The 23,036-nt window shown below is 49.5% G+C and carries 18 protein-coding genes and 1 pseudogene; 5 read left to right on the top strand and 14 right to left on the bottom strand.

Annotated features, from left to right (window positions below; all coding sequences use genetic code 11):
- Positions 1-502: 502 nt before the first annotated feature.
- Positions 503-682 (bottom strand): hypothetical protein, encoded by a 180-nt coding sequence (locus AB4114_RS24110; RefSeq protein ID WP_441990727.1) that lies wholly within the window; start codon positions 680-682, stop codon positions 503-505.
- Between the two features lie 4 nt (positions 683-686).
- The gene (locus AB4114_RS24105) at positions 687-938 is read right to left on the bottom strand and encodes a hypothetical protein (protein ID WP_441990726.1); all 252 of its coding nucleotides are present in this window, start codon (positions 936-938) and stop codon (positions 687-689) included.
- Between the two features lie 78 nt (positions 939-1,016).
- Here AB4114_RS24105 and AB4114_RS24100 point away from each other — a divergent pair, with 78 nt between their 5' ends.
- Positions 1,017-1,412: a MerR family transcriptional regulator gene (locus AB4114_RS24100; RefSeq protein ID WP_441990725.1), complete on the top strand. Its 396-nt coding sequence runs from the start codon at positions 1,017-1,019 to the stop codon at positions 1,410-1,412.
- A gap of 12 nt (positions 1,413-1,424) precedes the next feature.
- Positions 1,425-1,754, top strand: a pseudogene (locus AB4114_RS24095) (YnfA family protein).
- A gap of 446 nt (positions 1,755-2,200) precedes the next feature.
- Here AB4114_RS24095 and AB4114_RS24090 read toward each other — a convergent pair.
- Entirely contained in the window at positions 2,201-3,481 is a 1,281-nt protein-coding gene (locus AB4114_RS24090; protein ID WP_441990724.1) for an MFS transporter, read from the bottom strand.
- A gap of 217 nt (positions 3,482-3,698) precedes the next feature.
- Between AB4114_RS24090 and AB4114_RS24085 the strand changes: the two genes are divergently transcribed.
- On the top strand, positions 3,699-4,280 hold the full coding sequence (locus AB4114_RS24085) for a TetR/AcrR family transcriptional regulator (RefSeq protein ID WP_441990723.1): 582 nt from the start codon (positions 3,699-3,701) through the stop codon (positions 4,278-4,280).
- Between the two features lie 195 nt (positions 4,281-4,475).
- On the opposite strand, the gene AB4114_RS24080 is transcribed toward AB4114_RS24085, so the two are convergent.
- The 4 genes from AB4114_RS24080 to AB4114_RS24065 form a co-directional block, all read right to left on the bottom strand.
- Positions 4,476-5,015 carry a GNAT family N-acetyltransferase gene (locus tag AB4114_RS24080; RefSeq protein ID WP_441990722.1) on the bottom strand — a complete coding sequence of 180 codons (540 nt, stop codon included), beginning with the start codon at positions 5,013-5,015 and terminating at the stop codon, positions 4,476-4,478.
- 234 nt (positions 5,016-5,249) lie between these two features.
- Positions 5,250-6,326 (bottom strand): aminoglycoside phosphotransferase family protein, encoded by a 1,077-nt coding sequence (locus AB4114_RS24075; RefSeq protein WP_441990721.1) that lies wholly within the window; start codon positions 6,324-6,326, stop codon positions 5,250-5,252.
- Between the two features lie 282 nt (positions 6,327-6,608).
- The gene (locus AB4114_RS24070; RefSeq protein ID WP_441990720.1) at positions 6,609-7,178 is read right to left on the bottom strand and encodes a dihydrofolate reductase family protein; all 570 of its coding nucleotides are present in this window, start codon (positions 7,176-7,178) and stop codon (positions 6,609-6,611) included.
- Positions 7,179-7,460: 282 nt separating this feature from the next.
- Positions 7,461-7,703 carry a hypothetical protein gene (locus tag AB4114_RS24065; protein ID WP_441990719.1) on the bottom strand — a complete coding sequence of 81 codons (243 nt, stop codon included), beginning with the start codon at positions 7,701-7,703 and terminating at the stop codon, positions 7,461-7,463.
- Between the two features lie 241 nt (positions 7,704-7,944).
- Between AB4114_RS24065 and AB4114_RS24060 the strand changes: the two genes are divergently transcribed.
- Positions 7,945-8,589, top strand: a complete 645-nt coding sequence (locus AB4114_RS24060) for a DUF1796 family putative cysteine peptidase (protein WP_441990718.1) — start codon at positions 7,945-7,947, stop codon at positions 8,587-8,589.
- A gap of 405 nt (positions 8,590-8,994) precedes the next feature.
- Here the strand turns inward: AB4114_RS24060 and AB4114_RS24055 are convergent, their stop codons facing one another.
- The 4 genes from AB4114_RS24055 to AB4114_RS24040 form a co-directional block, all read right to left on the bottom strand.
- The gene (locus AB4114_RS24055) at positions 8,995-10,545 is read right to left on the bottom strand and encodes a SagB family peptide dehydrogenase (protein ID WP_441990717.1); all 1,551 of its coding nucleotides are present in this window, start codon (positions 10,543-10,545) and stop codon (positions 8,995-8,997) included.
- A 67-nt stretch (positions 10,546-10,612) separates the two neighbouring features.
- The gene (locus tag AB4114_RS24050) at positions 10,613-12,556 is read right to left on the bottom strand and encodes a TOMM precursor leader peptide-binding protein (RefSeq protein WP_441990716.1); all 1,944 of its coding nucleotides are present in this window, start codon (positions 12,554-12,556) and stop codon (positions 10,613-10,615) included.
- Positions 12,553-14,481: a putative thiazole-containing bacteriocin maturation protein gene (locus AB4114_RS24045; protein ID WP_441990715.1), complete on the bottom strand. Its 1,929-nt coding sequence runs from the start codon at positions 14,479-14,481 to the stop codon at positions 12,553-12,555. The genes AB4114_RS24050 and AB4114_RS24045 overlap by 4 nt, the downstream gene beginning before the upstream one ends.
- A 174-nt stretch (positions 14,482-14,655) precedes the next feature.
- Positions 14,656-14,949, bottom strand: coding sequence for a hypothetical protein (locus AB4114_RS24040; protein ID WP_441990736.1), 294 nt, complete (start codon positions 14,947-14,949; stop codon positions 14,656-14,658).
- 431 nt (positions 14,950-15,380) lie between these two features.
- Here AB4114_RS24040 and AB4114_RS24035 point away from each other — a divergent pair, with 431 nt between their 5' ends.
- The gene (locus tag AB4114_RS24035) at positions 15,381-15,485 is read left to right on the top strand and encodes a YjcZ family sporulation protein (RefSeq protein WP_441990714.1); all 105 of its coding nucleotides are present in this window, start codon (positions 15,381-15,383) and stop codon (positions 15,483-15,485) included.
- 164 nt (positions 15,486-15,649) lie between these two features.
- Here AB4114_RS24035 and AB4114_RS24030 read toward each other — a convergent pair whose 3' ends face one another.
- The 3 genes from AB4114_RS24030 to AB4114_RS24020 all read right to left on the bottom strand — a co-directional run bounded on the left by AB4114_RS24030 (position 15,650) and on the right by AB4114_RS24020 (position 23,019).
- Positions 15,650-18,250, bottom strand: a complete 2,601-nt coding sequence (locus AB4114_RS24030; RefSeq protein ID WP_441990713.1) for a glycoside hydrolase family 3 N-terminal domain-containing protein — start codon at positions 18,248-18,250, stop codon at positions 15,650-15,652.
- 169 nt (positions 18,251-18,419) lie between these two features.
- The gene (locus AB4114_RS24025) at positions 18,420-20,159 is read right to left on the bottom strand and encodes an S-layer homology domain-containing protein (protein WP_441990712.1); all 1,740 of its coding nucleotides are present in this window, start codon (positions 20,157-20,159) and stop codon (positions 18,420-18,422) included.
- A gap of 73 nt (positions 20,160-20,232) precedes the next feature.
- Positions 20,233-23,019, bottom strand: a complete 2,787-nt coding sequence (locus AB4114_RS24020; protein ID WP_441990711.1) for a glycoside hydrolase family 3 C-terminal domain-containing protein — start codon at positions 23,017-23,019, stop codon at positions 20,233-20,235.
- Between the last annotated feature and the right edge of the window lie 17 nt (positions 23,020-23,036).

The raw sequence follows: 23,036 nt of genomic DNA, 5'->3' as shown, positions 1-23,036 counted from the left end.
CGTTGATTTTGTCCGTTAGATTGTTTAAACTTCATAAGTAAGAGCGCCTCCTTGATGGTATTGGGTTACGAACCCGTCGACAAATCCATCATACCGAGGCGCTCCTTTTTTGACAAAGGCCATTTCTTAGCCTTAACAGGAATGTTTAGTTTAATAGCACAAAGAGACCCTCAGCAATGGGCTGAGGGTCTCAGTTTATATTTAAAAAGGGGGGCGACTTTATTATAATGTTGAAAGATTAATGTCAGACGAAAATAAGATTTCAATCATGTAACAAATATTTAACTATCGTTCTCTCGTTAGCGTAAAGATTTGCCCATTGATTAATTACACATTATCTATCGTTCATTGTAATAATCAAATTAATATTATCGTTAAATTCTGAACGCAAGAATGATTTTACATCTTCGGTTCCAGTTAATTGAAGGAAGACCGGCTCATCCACGCTACTTGCTATCACTGTAAAAGTTAAAAACGGACAGCATTTCCTCTCTAGACTAATCTAATCATACAGAAGGCGAAGCGTTTCCGAGTCGCCGGGAAATTGATATTGGAAACCTGCTTCAATCTCCATTACAGCCGTCCTTCTTTTTTCTAATTCGCCCCAAGCATCTTTGTAATTCATCCGCTCTACTTTCGTAAAAACGGTGTGGCAGCAAGCAACAGGCACTTCATTTTTCATATGCTTAGCTCCTACCACTAGCACAAGAATTGCAGCTGCAACCTGGCTTAATGCAAGAAGTTCCATTTGCCTTTCGGCGCTGATATACAACAACTGCCATCGTAATAAGAACGAGAGCCAATATCACAATCACCACTGGATTTAAAAAGAAAGAAGATATGCCAAGAACTGCCGCCCCGCCAAGTAAAGGTAATGCACAACAAAGCGCGCATGCTCCAAGAATACCAAGCCCCGCTAACCATTCACTTTTTTTCATTTACGCCACCACCTCATTAATATTATAATTACATCATAATACTTAAAGCTAACTTTAAGTCAAGCGAGGTGCATACAAATGTCAGAACTTAGTATTGGTCAACTAGCAGCTAAAGCAGATGTGAATCCATCGACCCTTCGATATTATGAATCCATTGGACTGTTGCCAAATACAGACCGTAAGAATGGTCAGCGTCGCTATTCCGAAAGCCTTCTAGAGCGAATTACATTTATAAAAATAGCACAGCATACCGGGTTTACGATTCCAGAAATTTCGGTTTTACTTGAAGGATTTGAATCAATCCCTACATCGGATAGATGGGAAGAAATGGCGAGAGAAAAACGCGCTCAGCTTGAAGAAAAAAAGAAACAAATCAATTCGATGATTCAAATTTTAGACGATGGTTTAAACTGCAAATGCCTTACCTGGTCTGAATGCTTTAATAAAATAAAAACCACCGGCACTTGTTCATAGCGAAAGGAGTAAATGATTTTGTTGTTAACTATCTTAATTTTCATTATTGCAGGACTTGCCGAAATTGGCGGCGGTTACATGGTATGGCTGTGGCTGCGCGAATCAAAGCCCCTCTGGTATGCTATCATCGGAAGCCTCATCCTGGTCGCTTATGGTATCATTCCAACGTTGCAGAGTTTCCCAACATTTGGTCGCGTCTACGCAGCATACGGGGGCGTGTTTGTTGTTCTTGCTGTAATTTGGGGTATGTTCGTCGATAAAAAAACACCGATATGTACGATTGGATAGGGGCAGCCGTTTGCGTTATAGGCGTCTATAATGCTATGGGCTCCAAGAAGTTAGTTGAGATTCATAAATATTCAAAATCTTCTAGCTACTACCACGCTAATCTGCCAGTTAGCGTAACGATCGCTTCTCGATTAATGCTTTTTTCCTCAGTCCGAAAAACAAAAAGATCTACATATTGGTTATGCATAATATGTAAATCCCTATATTTAAATCAATTTTTCTCTATCAAGGTCTTGATAGTTTTCAATAAAGTATTAGACTGGGTGGGGCATTAAACTAACAAACCTTTCCTGTAGTGCCGTGTCGGATGACAAGAATGATATCCAATACCATTGCGAACAGATTCTTATCATAATCATATGGCAAAAATCTGTTCTGTTAGAATTTACGTTTATTGGTCATGCTAATTGCACTGAATAGGAGTCTGTACTGGCAAACGCCTACTGCATAGACGTCGTAATTGTGTGAAATAAAAGATAGGCTACGGCGAGGCACGATCATTATTTCGAAATAACAGACTGCGGACGGCAGGTCAATGCCCAGAATAAAAGGGCCAAAGCACTGACAGCGGCACCTAACAAACATACTCCGTTCCAGCCAGCGTAAGCGTAGATACTGGTCGAAGCAATTGAACCGGTGGCGCTTCCTACCGAATAGAAAATCATATAGCCGGCAGTGAGTCGACTGTTTGCCTCTGGGCGTACGTTATAGATCAAACTCTGGTTCGTGACGTGTACGGCTTGCACCGCCATATCAAGAAGGAGTATTCCAACGATCAATGCAAGCAGCGAGTGTTCGGTATAGCTGATTGGTAACCATGATACCAGCAACAAAGTCAGCGCGACTCCGGTAGTCCTTTGTCCTAAACCTCGATCGGCGAGCCGCCCTGCCCGAGATGCTGCTAACGCTCCGGCAGCTCCAGCGAGACCAAACGCTCCAATAGCGGTATGCGAAAGCGACAGCGATGGGCTGCTTAGAGGTAACACCAGCGAAGTCCACAATGTGCTGAACGCGGTAAAAATCAGCAAAGCCAGTACGGCGCGAACGCGTAATATTCGTTCCTGCAAGAACAAAGCGAGTACCGAACGAAGCAACTGCGGGTAAGTTAGTGACGCCCTTTCGCGTTCATCATGCGGCAGCACACGGAACATCACGCCGGCCATGACGAGCATCAACGCCGCTGAGACGAGATAAACCGAACGCCAACCGGCGAGATCGGTCAATACACCAGCGAAGGTTCGGGCAAGCAGAATGCCGATCACTACTCCGCTTATCACCAAGCCGACTATTCGTCCGCGCTCGACAGGAGCAGCCAAAGTCGCCGCAAACGCCACGAGAACCTGCGTTACTACAGCGAGCAGTCCCACCGCAGCCAAACCTGTGAGCAGCACCGTGCTGTTTGGCGCGATGCCAACCGCAATAAGAGCCAACACGGATAATAGCATTAGACTAGGGATCAGCCGACGTCGATTCAGCAGATCGCCGAGAGGTACCAACAGCAGCAATCCCAGTGCATAACAAATCTGAGTAATGGTAATGACAATGCCCACGGATGAATGGGCAATACTGAACTCGCTCGCCAGGGCGTCCAGCAGCGGTTGCGCGTAGTAGATATTGGCGACAGCCAGCCCGCAGGCGGTTGCAAATAACAGTGCCACATAACGAGAGATCTTAGGGACAGGAACTGAATCGGATACTGTGTATGCTTCTTGTGCTGTGTCCTCTACTATAAAGCAATCATTTCCGGCAATAACTGCCGCTTTTTCTTCTAGCGTCTCCATAGTTCACACATCCATTCTTATTTCAATTAATATCATACCGATCAATATATTATACCTGTCAGTATGTTATGATGCAGTGTAAATAATACGCGCCACAAATACATACTGTCAAGAGATGGTTGTCAAAAATTATTGTGTTAAGGGGCTTTGATTTGACAGCATATCCTTCAAAGCTTAAAATCATAACATACTGAACGATATGGAAAGGGGATCTTTCATGGTTCGGCAACGGGAATTTGATGTGGACATTGCATTAGATGCAGCTATGCAAATATTTTGGGAGAAGGGATTCGAAGCTACCTCTTTAAGTGATTTAACATCCAGAATGGGCATTCAGCGGCCAAGCATATACTCCGCCTTTGGTGACAAAAAAGAATTATTTGAAGCCGCACTGCGGAAATATACAAACTATCACTCTTCCAATATCCGTGCTAAACTTCAGAATCGTTCATCTGTAAAAGAAGGATTTCGCACTTTATTTGAGGGTATTGTGGAAGAAGGATATTCTGAAAGTTGCAATCGGGGATGCTTTTGCATTAATACGATGGTGGAACTTGCTCCTCATGATGAGAAATTTGAAATTCTTACAAGGGAACATCAGATGTATCTTTCGGCCATATTTCAAGAAGCGATTGAACGAGGTGTACGGTCAGGTGAGCTTGAAACCGACATGAACGTTAAAGCATTAGCGCAGACACTTGTTGTATCGTTAATCGGACTTACCGTAATGATGAAATCTCGGCCAGAACGATCATTTATTGATAATTCTGTAGAGATTATACTTACATTGCTTAAGTAGATGTTCGGTAGTTCTATAGTCGTGACGCCTAGAAGTGCTAACGGGAAACAAGAGTACAATAAACAACACCCGGTCCAACACTTTACTTTGGTGTTTTGACTGGGTGTTTGTTTATTAGAATCGTATAGTTTAAAACTGATTTGTGCTATCGTTTCTAGATAGAGTTTAACGAACAGTCCGTTTTTTCACAGTTTGTTACGTTGCCATCTCATGTTGCATGACTTTATTGCATTCTATAAAGTCTAAACGCTCCACTTGATACAAATCATAGATCTCTTGCGCATGATTTATTGATTTATATATTTGATTGTTGATATCATTTGCTAATTTGGCATACGGTAGTTTTTCTACCGCCTTCTTCGATCGAATATTTTGTTTTCGGACTTTCAAAAATACCGTTTCAATATTGTGTTCAAGAAAAAGTTCAGTAAAAAAGGATTCCTTCGCTCGCTGGTTATAACCTTTTCCAAAATAAGGAGTTCCAATCCATGTGGCTAAGAAGCCTGTTTTATTTACAATATCATATAAATCAATGGTACCAATGGGATGTCCAATCTCGTTAAGAATTGTTCTAGAAATACATGTCTCTTGCTCTTCTTCAACGATCAACTGTTTGGTTAGGAATAAATATTGTTCATAGAATTGGCATTTAGATCGAACGTAAGGAAAAACTGCAGGATCCGTCATTAAGTTATACAGTAAATGGCATTCGTGCAAGTCACGTTTTTTTAACATTACATCTACCGCCTAGTCCTTTTATTTCGCTATATCAAACAATATAAGTATATAAAAGGACTTCGAGGATTTAATTAATTCTATATGGATGTTGTGTAAAAATAATCATTGTCGCTCTCTTTATCTCACCATAAACCCTGTTCTACAAAGTTTCCCATATCAGAACTACGGTATATGAGACCGATAACGATAGCTTGTCTTAAATTGATAAATAAAGGAATGGTATCTAGTGAACTACGGCTTAATGAATTTTCCTGCGTCTGTAATAATAAATGGAATTGGACCAGATGTGTCTATCAAGGCTATGGACTTCATTTCATAGATTTTTTGGAGAGTATGGGCACGCTTCGTCTTCTCGTCATCTGCCTCTGTGTGGAGATACCCCTCCACAAGCCTGTACCCGAATACGAGAAGGATAATCTCGTAGACACAATGATCGGCGATTCGGGATACATCCGCATACTCCAAAAAACCTTTGTAATACGCAGGGATACATCGCTGGTAGTGTTCGACCATGTGATCGATATCCGGTTCATCCGCGATCAGGCTTGCGAGATCCTCGCCTAGGTAACCCCATCCGCTGGTATCCCAATCGATAAGCGCGAAATCCCCGTCAGCATAGATAAGATTGGTTACCCAGAAGTCCCGGTGACATAGCACGAGGGGCAATTTTTCGATACGAGCGAATATCTCGTCTGCTTGGTCATCGATATCGATGAGCATTTGGCACACGTGCAGAGGCAATGGCAATTCGCAGTCCTCCGAGCGTATATAATCGTAGACGACCGGCCATGACCGGTAATGCAGGTACGTATTCTTCATGAGATCCGCATGGCTCAGGTTGGTCAGACTTTGCAGCACGGCGGGCTGCTCCGCATACAGCTTGCCTTGAAAGCGCCCTAACTCCAGCGCAGCCTTTACATTCATGTCACCGGTCAAGTCTAAACCGGTTACGCCATCGATATATTCCAGCCACAGCTGGTATTCATTTTCTTCGGCATTGAGCTCAGCGTGATAACATATCGGCCAGCGGAGGGCTTGCGAGAACGTCACTCCCAAGTCAGACGAATAGAGATCATATTCCCGACGCCATGAGCCTGGATCGCCATAACGCTCCCATTTATTCTGGATTTTCAATACTATACGGTAAGGCAATTTGTCGCCATCCACGCTTTCGGCGATCCCCGTTACTAGGTACACATTTCCCACAGTTCCGCCCTGTAACGGCATAGTTTGGCAGTCGGTGGAGATGATATTCGTCTTGAACCGTTGGTTTAAAGCATAAATGAGCTTTTCAAGTTCAATATTCATTTATTCCTCCATTTTCATCTTTGTCGATGAGGTAGCGCGTATTATCCTGGATATACTCGTTATCTTATTGCGGGGCATAGATACCCATGTATTGAGAAACGACAGCCGTTATACCACCTCTTAGAAGAGTATATCAAATGCAATCCCTTATTTTGGGAAGAGTTTAGTTATAACTATTCTGCCCGGGAGCTGAGAAGGCTGCCGTTCATTGCTGTCGGCAGCCTTCTCTTGACGTTTATTGAGCTATAGTTTCGCGTTAGTGGAACACCTTGTACGGCACGGCTATTTCTCCAACTCATAGCGGGCCGCGATAATGCCCGACTTGAGCGTTCGGCTGGACAGCAGCTTGAGCCTGATTTTCTCAGCGTCGCCGTGGAATGCCGATTTTCCGCCGCCCAAGATGACCGGACAAATCGTCAGCTGGAATTCGTCGATCAGGCCGAGCTCAAGCAACGTCTTCGCCGCCCCCGGGCTGCCGAAGATAACGAGATTTTTGCCAGACTGCTCCTTGAGCACCTTAATTTCCTCTGCGATATTGTCCTTGATCAGTTTCGTATTGTTCCATTCCACAATGTCCATCGAGCCGGAAATGGCGATCTTCTCAACATCCTGTAGCCATTTGGCATGCTCCATACTGTGCTTCGACGCATTCGGATTGTCCAGCACCGTGGGCCAGTAGCTCTCCATCATCCGATACGTCGTGCGTCCGTATACGGGAGAGCCGACTTCGGCTACGACCTCCTCGGCATATTTCTCTAATTCCTCGTTGTACGGAATCCAATCTAGTCCTCCGTTCGAATCCGACGCATACCCGTCCAGCGACACATGCATGAACAATACGAGTTTTCTCATGTTTGCTTCTCCTCCGATTTCGAATTTAGTTGTTCGATTTTTGGCAGTAGGCCTGTGTTTCTTCCTGCTCTTACGTTCACTTTAAATCATTACGTTACGTAAGGATCAAGTGGAAATCTGAATTTTCTTCGAAGACAACAAGGTTGCGCGAATCCTCCCGTTAGTTTAGCAAGTTACAGGCCAATCTACTGCTTGTTGGCAATCGGACAACTTTCTTGTCACAAATCGGGAATTGGATCAAGTTCAGCTGTTTTGCATGTATCCTCTGTCATTCGTCATGCCTTAACCAGGACGATGCGTCGCCATGGAGCTCGATTGACCAAAGGTGATGACGCCGTTGTCACTCGATATGACCTCCGCATTCTCTTCAACAGTCACGCGCTGCGGCATAACAGCCGGTCGTACCTCTGCGCGAAGATAATGCTGGCCACGCAGCGCGACAGAAAGCTCCGCCGGACTTAGCTCCAGACATGCCGTCGCCCTGGACATCGAAGCGAATAACGTATGCCCGCTATGACGGAGCACACTTCCGTAGCTGATGAAGCAGCGTTCGACTTTATTGTAGCGCTTATAAAACTGAAATCTCCTGGATTAAGTCAATAGCCTAAATATTAAATAAAAAGAGGCTCCTCGCAATCAGTGGGATTGGTCCCAAAGACTTTCGGATTACGCCGTATATTCGCCCAAGCGCAATTTTAATATTTGCATACTTTAATTCTACTCGTCATTGTGGTGGAGATCGGTTGTTGAAACGGGAGTGAAAGTTATGAAATGGCGCGATTCCTTAGGTGGTTATATGGCCTACATTAGTCTGGGTTCTACATGTCAAACAGCATATCAGCTTAAAAGACTGGGTTTACGAAAATATGCGGGTCCCTTAGATTGGTTTGTTTCCGATTCGATCGGGGGAGTAGCTCGTTTGATAGATCATCGTTTCAACGGATTTATGGAACTTAGCCAGCTTGAACTCATTGGCACTACCAATGAATGCTTTGTTGTAAGAGATAACACAAATGACGTTATATCTTTCCATGACTTTCCTATTTATCTCACTGCAGAGCGATGGTGGCAAGCTTATCCAGCTTTTAAAGAAAAGCTCAATCGGCGCGTAGATCGGTTTTTGAAAACTATTCAAGGTCAACCAATTCTTTTTATTAGAACCAATTCTAGTAGAAAAGAAGCGCAGGAGCTACACGCAGCATTAAAAAGGCTGGTGCATGGAAAGTTCCACCTTCTGATCGTGAATAACCACCAGGAAGATAGCAAAGTCGTGATTTACGAGGATTGGGGGCTGAGTGGAATAAGCTCGGTGCTTCTACCGAAAGGAGAAGACTGGAGAGGATTTAACCAAGCTTGGGATAAATCTATGAACGGCTTCAAATTGAAAGCTTCGTCCCATCGTCGAGTTTAACCCTGCAACGTGCCCTTTTTGGAGTGTAAGCTCTCCTCCGTCTAATACCCCAGCTTTCTATATTTTTCTCGTTGTTTAAATGAGGGTGACAAGATCCAACACGAATATAGAAAAAACTAAAACGGTCTTATCGCGAAGCAGATGCGAATACAGACCGTTTTTTTCGTTGTTTTGATGAGGGTGACGAGTTAGTTGGTTGCTAGCTGGCAATATCAATATTTGGTCAAGTGGATGGTTCTCCACTAGGTTTATCCCCCATTTCGTACCCATATTCATAAAAAAAACCGCGCCTGCGCGCGGATCTTTATACAAATAAGTTCATATCCTCTTACAAAAAGACAGACAAGAACTTATATCATATTTGAAACCCAAACGAATCCGCATCTCCGAGATATCCAGGATAAACTAGCTGTGCAAACCTCCCTCAAGCCGGGGACGTGGAAGGCATCGACCGATCGGGATTTGGACGAGGCTGATTCGCCCATGCATGGACATCCGATAGAGCTCGTCGCACGATCTGGCCTGAAAGCCAAGCAGCGGACGCCCTCCCATGCCGAGAGCGGACGCTGCCAGCAGCAGGCGCTGCAGGAGCATGCCGGCTTCCATCTGCTGGATACGGTAGCCTCTATACCCCAATTGGGGAATCAGGTGATCGTCGTCACCGGCGATGTGCAGACAGATCGGTACTTGAAACAAATTGACGTTGTGCAGGTTCATCCCCTGCTGCAGCCAGAGCCGATGATCACCTGCAAGCTCGCGCCGGAGCGCGTGAGCGGCTGCGTCATAGCGATAAGCACCGTCCGGTACGCCTTCGACGTTATAGAAACACCCGTATAACGCGACACGAATCGGAGGAGCCTCCACCACGCCGTCCAAATCGTTGCGATACGCAAAGGAAGCAGAAGCTTCCTGCAGCAGGGAGGCTAACTGCTGCACCGTTACACGGCTCAAGATGAATTCGCTTTCGGGCGAATACCGTGCTCGGCTGGTCGCCGCCAGATCGTAGCTCAGCCGCTTCACCACTGGTAAATAGACAGTCTGAAGTTCGTTTTCCACTTTATTGCGGGGCTCAAAACGGCGAAACGGCGATAGCGTATTGAGCGCCGCCGCTTCATTCATCTGAGTCAGCTGCGGAATCTCCTTAACGGATCTCGAACGCATGTAATAATCATGCTGAACAGCCGGAAGCTCGCGGCACAGCTCATCCGCTGCGACTTGAGGTGTACCTTCGGCATCGTCTATCAAAACGATGTCGCGCTGCACTGAAAGAGGTATGACCGCATAAACATTCTCCTCTGAGCCGGATAGCCCGAGCAGATGGCCCACGGCTCGATCCAGAAACCGGAAATGCACGCTTGATGCATAACCGAACCGTTTCGCAGTTTCCTGCAGCTGCCCTAGCAGCACGCCTGAATCGAGCCCATGCAGACGATAGGCAAAGGTGTTGTATTTGAAAGCATTTTTCCAACCCATCGTCGATACAAAGACAACGCCGAAGCATGAGGATAGATCAYAGCGGTTGCCGAGGGCCCTGGCCAAGTACGAATCGTAATTGCCTTCGCGCAGCAGCACCAGGCGATGATGTGCTGCATCGTAATGGTAAAGTCCGGGAACGCCGGCTTCTGTGCGAAGATATACGTATAATTCGTTCGGGTACCGCCCTCCGCCGGAAGGAACGAATCTGCGGTACGTCTCCATCGGAACCGCAAGAGAATAGCTTACTTGCGTCAACCCGTAGACATACCAAAGAAAATGGCCGATGTCTTTCAGGCTCGGATCAACAGCCGTTGTCCGAGCTTCCAGCGTCAGTGGGATATCCGAGGACAGCGTATGAGTAGGCAGGCCGCGATATAGTTTATAGGCAAGCGGCGCATCGTCCCAGTCGACCTCCCAGCGGGGTAGCCCGCCCTCGTTGCCGTCGGCATGAAGCTGGCGAATAAACGCTTCCAGACTCATTCTACTTCCCCCAATCGCTCTATAGTGATACCGCGATTTGGCATTAGCCGATATCGACCCTGCTCATTTATGGGAACGGATGCGGATGAGCATTGAGCTCCTCCGGACGCAAAGGGCGCTCCGTGTACCCTAACTCGGCCGGCACTCGAAGCGCCCTTTCCAGTCCCGCCAACCGTGYAAACTGGTAGCCGAACGTCATCGGAAGCATGCCGGGCATAAGTACTTTCACGCAGTGCAGCCCGTTACGCCTCAGTTCCGGTGTCGACTGGTCAACCACAATCACGTCCATATGCAGCTGGAGGAACTTATCGATCATCGCCTTCAGATCTTCGGTCAAATCCCCGTGCTTCGGAGTGACCCCAAATTCTTGAGCGAATGCTCGCATCGGCCGGTTTTCCTCCAGCAAAAAGCGCAACCGCGGCTCCGCCTCCGGCAGGCTGTACAGCAAGGAATGGTCCTCCATGCCTTGAACCAGGGAAGGATTGTGGAACATCCGCACATAATCCTCTCGGTTCGCCTCGAATTTATGGTCTAGTGTTAGCATCATCCCCGACAACTCGTGAACCGCCCCTTTCGCTGCCCGTACCGGATCCGGGTGTGCTCCAGCTGCACAAATAAGATTCACTCCATTAGGCTTTCTATTTTTCGCCACCGCCCAAATGCTAGGAATGCCATTTTCCATCGTCGCGTTAAACAAGAGCACGTCAAAACCGGCAACGGCCCGCAGCCGATCAACCATGAGCTTCAGGTCGCGGTCTCCGGATGATTGTGGGTCTATACGGGGAAGCGGCAGCTGTGCGTACCATGTCAGCAAGAACGAATCGCGCTCCACGACCTCCAGCATCCCGTACATGATCGCTTCCTCCAAGCTTCCGCCCAGGGCGCAGCCGTTGGAAGTCTCGTATACGAAGCCTTGCCGACAGGGAGAGCTGTAATACGCTAGCCACTGCGGCACCAAGATCGGGCGTCCTTGCGCAAACGAGTACCCCCAAGCCCAATCGGTCTCGGCATCAGGATCGAACGGTTTAAAAGGAAATCCAGGCAGCTCATATTGCTCTTTCCCATACAGCCCGACCGTCACGGGATCGAGCGCTTCACCCGCCAGTTGACGGTAGCTGCCACGAACAACCGGCCGCTTGCCGCGCGGCGCCATACCACAATAACGCTCCAAGCCCTCCAGAATAGCCGACAGCTCGCTATCCGCGTAGCAGTTCGTCCGGCCCGCCGTCACTTCGTCCTGCTCTAACATCGGAAGATTCACGGTCGCATCGGCCAAGGGCGAAATCAGATCCAGCATTTTTCCGTTCAGAAATCCGATCTTGTAATCGAGATAGTCACGTGCCAGAAAAGCTTTCAGCTCTTGGAGCGATCGGCTGCGGTAGATGTTTTCTCCGACTTTCGGAGACGGCTTGAGCGATATCCGGGCAGCATCCTGCGAATCTTCGGGGAGACTTCCGCAAATGGGACACAACGGGTCCGGTAAGAAGAAATGGCTGGAGCAATTCAACGTCTTTAGGTTGACCAAAACCACATGTTCTTCCGTGCGGGAGCGGATGCGCCGCAGCACGTTCCGCGATTCCGCCGCAATCAGATACGCCATCTGCAACAGTCCCGTGCGCGATGCCCATGTGTCAGACGGGATTCCCCCGATCTCCGTCAAACACTGCTGCAGCCCCCACATTTCCCTGCTGTCGCGCCCCGCTATAAGCTGCCGGGTATCGGCGCACCTGGAGCATCCAGACTGGCCTGGCCTGACGAGCGGACCGACAACGCCCTCACCGAAGGCGACGAATCCGCGAAGCCACGGGATGCCAGCAACCTGCAGCTCCGCTTCCACCTCACGGAGAACGGCTGGATGCCAGGCATCGTTCAGCACCAGGGCGAATTCCGCATCTTCCGGCAACCCCTCCTTGATATCGGTCACTCGAACGATTCGGCACTCGGTGATCAGCTCCACACACACCAGCTCCGCCAGCACTCCTTCTCCGACAACGGCTACGACCGCGCTCATCCGGCTTCCCCCTCTCCCAGCAGCACGCCGAAGACAGCAGCAGGACCATCACGCAAAAACGGCTCCACCRCCAAGTCGATGATGAAAACTTCCCGGCCGCTTATTTTCAGCTTCCGCATCGCATCCTTTACCCGATCCAGCTTCGACTCCGACTCCTCTGCGGGGACGGACAGCTCCAGCGGGGCGTCTGAACCAAGCTGGATGGTCCTCACTTCCACGGCATGCGGCACGCGGCATGCCGACCCGTTTTGCGCCTTCATCAGCGACGCCTGCAGCGCCCTACGGAGCGCCGTTGTCACGGTCAAGCCGGTGGCTGCGAACCATCCATCCTCCGTGCCTGCCCATACGACGGGAAACCCGCACACTTCCTCTCCAAGCCCAATCGTCGGTGTGCCCCGCATCGTGGTCAGCCCCTGTAAATAAAATAAGCACGGCTCATCTTCAATCTGACCGAGCCTAACCCGAACGATAGACGGCTTCCGGTCTGTCAGCCGCGCCTCCAAATGCTTCGTCAAACAAGCTTGCAGTCCGCGAGCCGCGCTTTCTGCGGCCGTCTCCCCGATACCGACTCCGATAAACTGCTCGGTGTTAACAAGAACCCCCCCAAGCCGTGTCACATACGCCTCAAGCCCGGCTAGCCCCGCTTCACGCCGCGCCTCCAAGTGCGTCAATCCCGAACAAATGATGTCAGGCAGCAGACCAACTGGTCCTTCCGAAAGCGGATCGGCTGCCTGAACGCGGCACTGTGACAAGGGTAGCTGGCCAAGGTCCCCTTCCTCCCAGCTATGGAAAATTCCCGTTCGGTCTGAAGTCAACTTGCTGAAGTACGAAAACAGCCCGTTCACTGCGCTGCCTTCTGGCTCTACCTCGAGCCGGAGCTCCGCGTCATCCACCCAGTTGGCTGCGGCATTAACTTTTCCGGCAACAAGCGGATGCGGCAGCAATGGGTGCCAGCTTCCTTCCAATGTCTCCAAATCAAGCAGATACAGTGAGTTTCTCAGTTCCGGATTGGTGGTGCCCGTCACAGTCTTAAACAGCTCGAAAACAATCACATTCGCGAGCAGTGCCCCCCCCGTTGAGGAGAAGGCAAACCTCTCCGGATCTTTGAACACTTCGGACTCATGGATGCGCCGCCATGCCGATTCCCAACAAACCTCACTTTCTGGCTGCACAAGCGGGCCCGCGATGCCGGCCTGATGCAGTCGCATAGCGGGAATCAGCGTTTTGCATTCCGCTTGGCATGCCTTATGAAGAAGCCGCAGCTCCTCGCAATCGCCCTGCTCAGACACATAGAGGACCGTTTGGAACGGCCGAACGGCTTCCCTCCAACCGTCGGCACCCTTTTTCGGCAGTACAACTTCCCCAATCGCCACCTCGGGATCCGTCAAGCGAGCGTGCTCCGCCAAAGTCGTAAGCCGACGTCGATCCGTCGGCAACGAATCCGTAATCAGCATGCGGAACCGTGGCAGGCCCGACTCCAGCAGCGACGACACAAGCGCGGAAAAGATCTGGCCTGAGCCTACCGCGAGCACCTCTGCCTGCCGGTAACACTGAAACCGGTAAGCGCCGGAATCACCGAAGCTATCGAGATAAGCAATTTGCCCTGCATACCTGCGGAAAGTTTGCTCCGAGAGATTGTGGGCGCGATCCTGGCTCACATCGCGCGCAAAGCCTTTTTCCCTCAGCACTTCCGCGATTTCGTACACCTGGTCCCGGTATGGGCCGGATAGCCCGTCCGTCAATTCCGCCAGTGTGTGCTCCCCGCTGAACATGGGGATAAGCTTTTCCAACCATCGGTCAATCATCTCACCTTTCATGTGGAACGTGCCAACATTGTTACGGAAATAGACGCCGTCATTCTGAACCGGCAAAAAAAATGTATCCGCCTTTACCTGAAGGCGCGCAGACGAAGTCAACTTTGACATCTCAGCCCTCCTAGCCGTAAACGTGTTCTCCAATTTGCAATCTTCGTTCTATATCATATGTACGACTATTTGTCCCTCATGTCAGACAACTCTTTAAGGGATATAAAATCTCCCATGCACAGCGCCGTGCATGGGAGATCGGTTTACGACAATCCAGAAGAGAAGGCGAAGGCGTTAGCGGCAACGGTGTCCGCCACCGCATTGGTGGCAATTGCCTGCGCATTGGTGGCAGAAGCCCGCGCAGTTATGGCAACGAACGCCACCGCAGAAGCCGCCGCAAACCCCACCACAAGCTCCGGCGCAAAACACGCCGCAAAATCCAGCGCAAAATCCTGCACAAACTCCAGCACAAACTCCGGCGCAAACTCCGGCACAAACTCCGACGCAAAGACGCGACGGATCCGCAGGCACTTGGCCGTTCGGAAACTGGCCGGCAAGATACTGAGCCTGCTGCTCCCAAGGCGTCATTTCGGTTGCCTGGAATTGCGAAACACCCAACTGCTGAAGCTCATTTTGAATATTGGTCATGTGATAAACCTCCAGTATTTTTTCATATCAACTTGATTCCAACTTATGGTAGACGCTCCGCGTTTGTTACTAAGTCAAAGGCCCATTTTTTGGGCATCTGTACCAAAACGTCCGGACACGCAAAAACGCCGGCCCCCAGATAACCTTTGAGGGCCGACGTTCTTCTTTCCTGAATTGGAGGATACTTCTCCGGATTGTTGTCCGATGGACAGACAGTAATCGTTTCCAGCTGCACTCTCCATTTAGGAACGGTTTATTTTGCATTTTTTATTCATTTCAACAAGCATACCTGACTTATGTCCAATCAATATCTGTGTACCTAGCGTATGATTATACCGTAATGAAATTTCACTTGAGGGGAATGAGTAAACATGAGTGGTGCAAGTTGTGCAGGTTACGGTATTGGTACTAGCTCAGCAGCTGTTTTAGTTCTTTATATTCTTTTGGTTATTATCTTAATGACTTTTGCATTTTAAACCAACATCACAAAAAACAAAAACGGTCTTATCGCGAAATAAATGCGAAAACAGACCGTTTTTTTCTTGTAGTTTAAATGAGGGCAACGAGTGAGTTGGGTGCCTGGGTTGGCAATATCAATATATGATCAAGTGAATGATTCGCGCACTAGGCTGATACCCTATTAATTGATTGCTTGAGCTACAGATGCAAGATCGACAATGTCAACAAAACCATCATTGTTTACATCCGCTAACTTAAATTGGGCCCAATCTGCACTGCTTGATTTCTTTCCGTATGCCGCTGCAACGAGACCTAAGTCACTAATGGTCACTATACCGTCGCCATTCAGATCGTATTTCGTGTAACTTATAGTTAGACTTTGAGAAACTTGGCCCAACTGAGTTGCATTACCTTTTCCATCAGATAAAACGATTTTAGCTAACGAAACAACGGCAGGAGGCGTCTGTGCAGCTGACTTCGCTTTAAATTGAATGCTTAGTAGATTGCCATCCGCATTTATCGCATTGCTAGATCCCAAGCTTGCGAGTAAAATCCGTACTTTTCCTGGCTCTGTCACGTTTTTACTTACAACGGACAACCCTGTTTTCAATGACTGCGCATTAACAAATTCTAATTGAGTTGGATCAAAACTAAGTGTCAGATCCTGCGCGTATACGCCATGTGTAACACTTTTCGATATATTATTCAAGCCATAATTCAAGCTGAAGGTACTTCCAAGTGGTGCCGCAGTACTTCCAGTTAGAGAAGCACTAGCATAAGATAAGCCAAAACCGAATGTGTAGTCGTCACCAACCGCATTCGTGTAGGAGTAGTGGAACTTCTCTGCGTAGCCCGGTACGTCCGAAGCGTTTTTCTCCACAGCATCCTGGTTGGCTGGGACCGTGATCGGCAGATGACCGGTAGGGTTGAAGCGCCCACGCAGCACGTCGAGCAAGGCGTCGCCCTTGATGTTGTAAGTCGCTACGACCGCCGCAGCGCCAGGCTCGACCTCGTTGATGACCCACGGATTGGTCATGTTGACTACGAGTGCAGTCGGGACGGCCGCCTCGATTGCCTTGACCTTGTCAACGTCGATACCAGTGAGCGTGCCTAACTGAATCTCCACCGTGGAATCATCGGGATACTCGTATGCTTTGGGCCGCAGCCACAAGAGGGCGGCGTTCGCCTCCGCAAGCGTGCCGACGACTTTAACCGACGGATCTTTGGCGATGAGATCCTTAAGCGCAGCGGTCTGATCGGCGCTCTTGCTACCGTTGAAAACCTCCACGTACAGCTTCGTAGTGGCGAGGTTTGCATCGGTCAGCGGCAGCAGTCCCTTGTTGTTGCGCAGGAGCGTGACTGACTTGCGTTGCGCCTCGTCAGCCCGTGCCTGGGACACAGGCGATGATGCGATGGCCTGAGCTTCTGTCGGGTTCGTGTACGGGTTCTCGAAAAGTCCCAGGTTGAACATCTCCGTGAGCAGGTGCGTCAATGATGGGGTGAGATCCTGTTCTTGGATCAGTCCCTGGTTAACCGCGTTGATAAGCCCGCTCGGGTTGTTGTTGTCCGAGAAGATGGACGCTCCGGCCTTGATCGCCTTGGCGAACTTCTGCTCAATTGTCAGGTCATGCACACCATAATCCGTGCTGGTCAGCGGTCCGCTGTCGGTATTCACGTAGCCAGTAAAGCCCATCTTGGTCCGCAGTAGGTCGGTGATGATTCCCTTGTTGTAGGCGCCTGCCACCTCTTCGAACTGCTGGGTTTCAGAGTACCACATTTCTTTCGGGAGTTGATCAGCACTCAGCGAGTTGCTAGGGGAGTTGTAGAAGGACATGATCGAGCTCACCCCTGCATCAACTGCAGCCTGAAACGGTGGGAGCTGGTACTTGAAGAGGCTTCCAGCTGTCGGGTATTGTGTCCATCTGCCGATCTCTCTGTGCGGGTCCAGACCTCGAATTAGAGGGCCGTCACCGGGGAAGTGTTTGGCGGTAAGGGCTACAGAATCGCTTCCGACCTTCTGCCCTTGGAAGCCGAGGACCAGTTCACGGGCAATCCCCGCATTTAGTTCCGTGCCCTCGCCGAAACTTTCATTGATACGGCGCCAACGTGGTTCTGTCACGACCTCAACTTGGGGGCCGTACATCTTCTGGATGCCGGACGTGCGCCACTCTTTGCGTGCGATCTCAGCGAAGTCGCGGATAAGAGGGAGGTCGCCTGTTGCCGCGAGGCCCAAGGGTCCGGGCCAGGTCGAGAACTTTCCAGAGGCCTCAATTTTGCCGAACTCAGCATCTTCTATAACGTAGTTCCGCGGGTTGGAGGTTAAGACGAGTGGGATACCTAGGCTCGTGGCCTCCGCGACCTCCTGGTACGTGTTCGCCCGTGTGGCCAGATCGAAGGCCGAAGGGTTGTCACGGATGATGAGATAGTGGATGCGTCGGTTATTGACAAAGTCCTTTAGGCCGGTTGTGCCCTCGAGGACAGTTGGCAGGGAGGTGATCTGCATAAGGCCGGCTTTATCAGCCAAAGTCATGCGCGTAATGAGGTCGGCCACGCGCTGATTGGTGGGCAAGCGCCAATCCTCGTACGGGTCCAGTGAAGTGTTTCCATTTAAATCTTTGAATTGCTTGCCATCAATCGTAAAGATGCTCTTAAAATGACTGGAGATTACAGGCTGAACGGGGTCAGCCGCTTTTGCATTCGATACAACAAAGGACGAAGATAACACCGACGTAACAAGCGAAGATAGTAAAACCTTTTTAAAATGTTTCGAGCTAATCGTCATTTTTCTATCCCCTCACTTTCTTTTATTAATAACACCATTTCAATAATTCTTAAGTATTAAACTTTCATTTATGTAGGTGGAATACGCAGCATAGTGTTCGCCCCCTTTCGTAAATCTTTAAGGGCAAATTTTATTAAGCGTTTTCATTTCTTATAGAAAAAGCTTCTATTTACTTAAACAAATTTGTAAAAATGTTATACATTAATACAGCGGCTTGTGCTCTATTCGTAAATTCTTTAGGATGGACAGCATTATCATAACCATGAACAAGCCCCATTTCGACTAGTGCAGCTATACTAGGAGCCGCATAAGCTGATACATTGGCATAATCTTTAAATTGTTTTAGTTGCTCTTCCTTTGAATTGGTTGTAATTTGTTTCGACACTCTCAGCGTACGCTCAGTCATTACAATCATGTCTTCTCTTGTGATCGGTTCGCTAGGCTTAAATAAATTATCGCCCACGCCTTCCGTAATGCCCATTCCTCTTGCAATTCTCAAAGCTTCGTCGTAGTATTCGCCTGCACGTACATCTGCGAATTTGTCTCCCATTCCCCTGCTGCGGTCTAGCTCTAAAGTGCGAACTAACAAAACTAAAAAATCCGCGCGTGTGACTGGCTGATCAGGGTCAAATGACTTGTCCGAGCTTCCGTTGATAATTCCTTTAGAAGCCAGAACTTCAATCTGATTTTTTGCCCAATCCAGGGAGGCAATATCATCAAATGTTTTTTGAACAAATGCTGCTGCATATATACTAAAGTGTGTTGTCGTAAAGACAACTGTACCCGTTTTCTCATCATATCTGCCATTTGGTACCGGGATCGGTTGTCCATCGCCGGACAAGTACCATACAACGATATGCTCAAGGTGCTGCTTTTCATCATCATTCGGTGAATAAGGCATGCGTACTGTCACCGGTGCATTCGGATTGTTCCATGATACCTTCTTATCTCCGGATTGCAGGCTCAAATCAATCACAGGCCGGTCACCAATTTGATTCAATACACCCTTATCCAGCTTGCTGACATCAGCTTTCCCGATTTCCAGCGTGATGCTTTCGCCAGATAGTTCATTGGCACGAAACATATTATTCGGGATGTATACCGATGCAAGCGGCGATATAACTTGTATTTGAACCGAGTTCCCGCTATTTGAGAGCAAATTCGCCGGAACTTGCAGTTTATATGCTTCCGCACCAGGTATTTCCTTCATTTCAATATTGATTTTCTTGATTCCCTTTTCATTTGCAGCTGCCTGTTGAATTGCCTTATCCCAACTGGCATTACTTAATACAAAGGTTGCCGTTTTCGTTGCTGCGTCCAAATTCCCATCCCCGGGTTGCATGACGATGGTTCCCTTGCTTACTTGGTCATCTTTTGGTGTATTAGGTGTTGATGTTTGTGTTTGTGGTGGTGGATTACCGTTACTACTCGAGACGATCGACACCGTCACCTTCGCATCGGCATTGTACGTATAATCATTTAATTTACTATCTACAAGCTTCACGCTTTTCAGCTGAAGCTCTGCGCTCCCCTGAAGGATTGTTTTAAATGTTGCGGTGGCAAGATTTACAGTTCCATTCTCACCCGGTACTTTGCTTACCTTGGTAAACGCAAATTGCAGATGATTGCCATTCACCTGAGGATCAACTGAAAACCCTCCGGAAACACCGCTGCTGATCCCTTTAAACTCCATCATCGCATTGTCAAAATCGAGATTCAGTTCATAAGCATACAGATCGGTTATATTTCTTCCCGTGACGGTAACCTGAATCTCATTGCCTAGCGTCACCTGAGAGGCATTCAACCCCAATGAAAAAGATGGAGCCGTATCAGCAAAAGCGACCTGCGGCAGCAAAAGCATGATACTCATCAATACCATTAAGCCGAATGACTGTAAGTTTCTTCTCACTTTGAAGACCATCCTTTCGTTAAAGGCAGGGGAAAGTTACTAAACTTTCGCCCATGCCTTTACATGTAGTTGATTAAATTTGTTGTGCTACCGTAGCTAGATCGACAATATCGATTTTGCCATCGTTGTTCAGATCCATTAACTGATACTTAGCCCAATCCGCATCACTTGATTTCTTACCGTATGCAGCGGCAATGATACCCAAGTCACCAATGTCCATAACGCCGTTAACGTTGAAGTCGGCTTTATTGTAAATTTGAGAAACATTGGCCAACTGAGTCGTTCCCCCAAGCGCATTAGATACTAAGATGCTTGTTAAGGAAATGGGATTCGCCGTCACGATGTTTGTTTTTACTTTCAATTGGATGCTTAGCAAGTCAGCATCCGACTTGATTGCATTGGCTGCGCCTAAGCTTGCGAGCATAATCCGCACGATGCCGGGCTCGGTTTGCTCTTGTTTTATAACAGATAAGCCTGGTTTCAGTGGTTGCGCACCAACAAACTCGTATTCGGTAGGATCAAATTGAAGTGTCAGATCCTGTGCGTAAACTGCAGAATAAACACTACTTGTTACATTTTTCAAGCCGTATTTCAAGGAGAATGTTTCTCCCGCTGTTGCGGAAATTTTTCCAGTAAGAGTAGCGGTTGTCCCCACTGTGATGGAGTCTGTCAACGTGATGTTGTTCGAGGAGTTGCCGACAAGCACCTTGTAAATACCAGGGACAGTTTTCCATGCGTCTGCGTCAGTGTCCCAAATGGACAGCGGGTGGTTCGACGCGGCTGGGTCGATAGTGATCGTGACTTGCTTCTCCTCACCGGGAGCGAGCCAGACCTTCTTAAAGCCTACCAGGCGCTTGGGAGGTTGGTTCGCGCTCTCAGGCAGACCCAGGTAGACCTGGGGCACTTCTGCACCCGCGACGGTTCCAGTATTTTTTACGAAGACCGACACTTGGAATGGCTTGGTCCCATCGTTGGACTTCTGCGAGATGGAGAGCTTAGAAATTTTGAAATTAGTGTAAGACAGCCCGTGGCCGAAAGCGAACAGCGGCTTGATGTTCTCCGCATCGTACCAACGGTAGCCCATTTCCAGACCTTCGCTGTACGTCGCTGTCAACGGCAGGGGACCTGCTCCGTCGGGGTCAATCCCCGGCCACTGCGCAGGCGTGGCGTTTGCGGCTTCCCGCTCCTTGCTCGGGAACGTGATCGGTAGTTTGCCGGAGGGATTGTCGATCCCCAGCAGCAGGTTGGCCACGATGTTGCCGTCCTCCTGACCTGGATACCAGGCCTCAAGGACCGCTGGCACCTTGTCGAGCCACGGAAGCAGCACCGGGCCGCCGTTCTTGAGGACGACGACGGTGTTCGGGTTGGCTGCAACCACAGCCGCGACCAGTGCGTCCTGGTCCACCCCGTCCGTAACCGGCAGCGCGAGCGATGAGCGGTCGACTCCCTCACGGGAGATATCGCCGACCATCACCACGGCGACATCAGAATTCGCGGCCAGCGCCGCGGCATTCGCGATGTTGCTGGCGTTGTTGTAGGTGACCGAGGCATTGGAGCCCAGCGCGTGGAGCGCGTTGTTCAGGCCCTGCTCGGGCGTCACGGTATAGGGCGAGGTCACGACGATCACATTCGAGGGTCCCTGCGAGTTGAACTTCGCCGAGCCGGCGAACGTCGGGGTCCCGATGAGTGCGACCGATTTGAGTGAGGCCGCCTTCAATGGCAGTGTGCTGTGGTCATTCTTCAATAGGACGCTACCCTGTTCCCMGATGTCCTGGATCCGCCGCCCGTTGGCCGCGAAGTCGATTGGCCTCAGGCTGTTGATAGGGTCGTCGAACTGCCCCAACTTGAACATCACGGTGTACCGCCGGTCGAGCTGCTTGTTGATATCGGCGACAGTCAGCGCACCCGTATCCAAAGCCTCGTGGATCAGCTTAGGGGTAAACCAGAGGGGACTGGCGAACTCGAGGTCGAGGCCTGCCTTGATGGCCGGTGCCGTGCTGTGTGTTGCCCCACGGTCGGACATGACATAGCCCTTGAATCCCAGGTCCTCGCGCAGCCAATCGGTGAGCAGTTCAGAGCTTTCGCAGGCGTACACACCGTTCAAGTGCGGGTAGGAACACATGACGGATGCGAGGTTGGCTTCTTGGATCGTCATTTCGAACGGCAGCAGGTATAGCTCGTGCATGGTTCGGTCGTCGACGATGGTGTCCATGGTCTGGCGGCTGGTCTCCTGCTCGTTGGCCGCAAAGTGCTTGGCCACGGACTGCACCCCGCGTGCCTGCACGGCGTTGACCTGGGCGACGGCCATGACTCCMGCGAGGTAGGGGTCTTCACCAAAGTACTCAAAATTGCGTCCGGCGTTCGGAACCCGGCCCAGGTTGATGCCTGGAGTGAGCAACACGTTGTGGCCGCTGGCACGGGTTTCCTCCCCAATGATGTCGCCCCATGCCGATGAGACGGCCGGGTCGAACGATGAGGCGACGGTCAGAGCACTGGTCAGACCCGTTGAAGTCGGTGCCACAGCGCAGTCACCACCGCCAAAGGGACCGTTGGTCATCCGGAGAGTGGGGATGGCCAGGTCGGGGATCCCTTCGACGTGGCGCCCCTGCGCGGAAAAACCGCAGCCGGGGAGGTTGGTGTTTGCCACCGGCTTCATGGCAATCTGCTGAATCTTCTGATCCAGCGTCATGGCACCGATGAGAAGTCCGGAACGCACCTCGGGCGTGAGCGACGTGTTCATCCAGGGCATAGATGGACTTGTTGTCGCGGTGTCTGCAAAGGCGCTGCCGGCAAAGGTGAAGGTCAACGACAAAATAAGTGAAGCCAACGTAAGTTTTTTCGAATGAAAGATAGAAGCCAAACAGAATTCCTCCTAAT

The organism is Paenibacillus sp. 2RAB27 (assembly GCF_052115445.1).
Lineage (GTDB): Bacteria > Bacillota > Bacilli > Paenibacillales > NBRC-103111 > Paenibacillus_E.
This window is presented reverse-complemented; position numbering and strand designations above follow the sequence as displayed.